This is a genomic window from Streptomyces sp. NPDC088766 (assembly GCF_044750845.1).
In the GTDB taxonomy this organism is placed as follows: Bacteria; Actinomycetota; Actinomycetes; order Streptomycetales; family Streptomycetaceae; genus Streptomyces.
The window spans coordinates 1-1,431 of the sequence record NZ_JBIVKQ010000063.1 but is presented as its reverse complement, the minus strand read 5'-3'; the positions used below and the strand labels follow the sequence as shown (position 1 = coordinate 1,431).

Here is a 1,431-nt window from a genome sequence, read left to right as displayed (position 1 = left end):
CTAGTAGGACTCCGTTACGTCTGCCTGTCGGTCCTGTCTGGGGGAACGCTGAAGGTGTGGATGCACATGAAGTAAACCGTGCTCGGGTGAAGTTAGCGCTGTTCGTCGCTGATGTGTTCGCCTCGGTGCCGCGCAAGGATCAGCGGGCCAAGGGCGACTGCTATCTGCGGGGGCTGATGCTGGACGGACGGCGCAAGTCGATCCAGCCGATGGCGGAGCGGCTGCCGGACGGCAACGAGCAGAACCTGCAGCAGTTCGTGAACCAGTCGACCTGGGATCCGGTGCCGGTGAGACGGCGGATCGCGCAGCGGATGGTGCCCCAGGTCGGCCCGGATGCCTGGGCAGTCGATGACGTGTCGTTCCCCAAGGACGGCCGGATGTCGGTGGCGGTCGCGCATCAGTACTGCGGAGCCCTGGGCAAGCAGGCCAACTGCCAGGTCGCGGTGAGCGTGCACGCGGTCTCCGACACCGCGTCCTGTCCGCTGCAGTGGCGGCTGTTCATGCCCCAGGAGTGGGCGGACGATCCGGTCCGCCGGCGCAAGACCGGGATCCCCGACGAGATCGGGCACCGGGAGAAGTGGCGCCTGGCCCTGGACACCATTGATGAACTGGCCGGATGGAATCTGGTGCCGCCGGTGCTGGTGGCCGACGCCGGCTACGGACAGAACGCCGACTTCCGTGACGGACTGGAGCATCGCAGCATCGATTATGTGGTGGCGATCCGCTCGGATGTCACCGTCCACCCGCATGATGTGATGCCCACGGCCCCCGCCTGGTCCGGCAACGGCCGCAAACCCCAGCCCCGCTACCGTGACAGGCCGGCCCCGGTGGCCGCACTCGCGGCCGGCCACAGGCAGGCGTTCACCGGGGTGACCTGGCGGGAAGGCTCGCGCGGACCGATGCGCTCGTACTTCCTGGCACTGCGGGTGCGGCCGGCCGGGATCAAATCCCGCCGCCTGGCCCAGGCCGCCGCCCCCGACCCAGACAGCTGGGACGGTGTCCTGCCCGAGGTCACACTGCTGGTCGAATGGCCCGACGGCGCCGAGGAGCCCACCGGCTACTGGCTGTCCAACCTGCCCGCAGACACCCCGGTCGCCGAACTGGTCCGCCTGGCCAAGATCCGCTGGCGCATCGAGCACGACTACCGCGAACTCAAGCACGGCCTCGGCCTGGACCACTTCGAGGGACGTTCCTGGACCGGCTGGCATCACCACGTCACCCTGGTCACCGCCGCCCACGCATTCCTCACCGAACAGCGCCTGTCCCCAAAAGCCGATACAGCGGACTCACCCTCTACCAGACCCTCGACGCTCTCCAGGACCTGCTGAACTGCTGGGCCGGCACCTGCACCACCTGCCACCGCCCCCTGCCCAGAACATCCACCACCAGCCAGAACCTCAGAGCCAGAGCAACCTAACGGAGTCCTACTAG

Annotated in this window: 1 protein-coding gene; it reads left to right on the top strand. The window is 67.9% G+C overall.

Annotated features, from left to right (window positions below; translation table 11 throughout):
- Positions 1 to 56: 56 nt before the first annotated feature.
- Positions 57 to 1,328: an IS701 family transposase gene (locus ACIP5W_RS35725; RefSeq protein WP_401482253.1), complete on the top strand. Its 1,272-nt coding sequence runs from the start codon at positions 57 to 59 to the stop codon at positions 1,326 to 1,328.
- Positions 1,329 to 1,431: the final 103 nt, after the last annotated feature.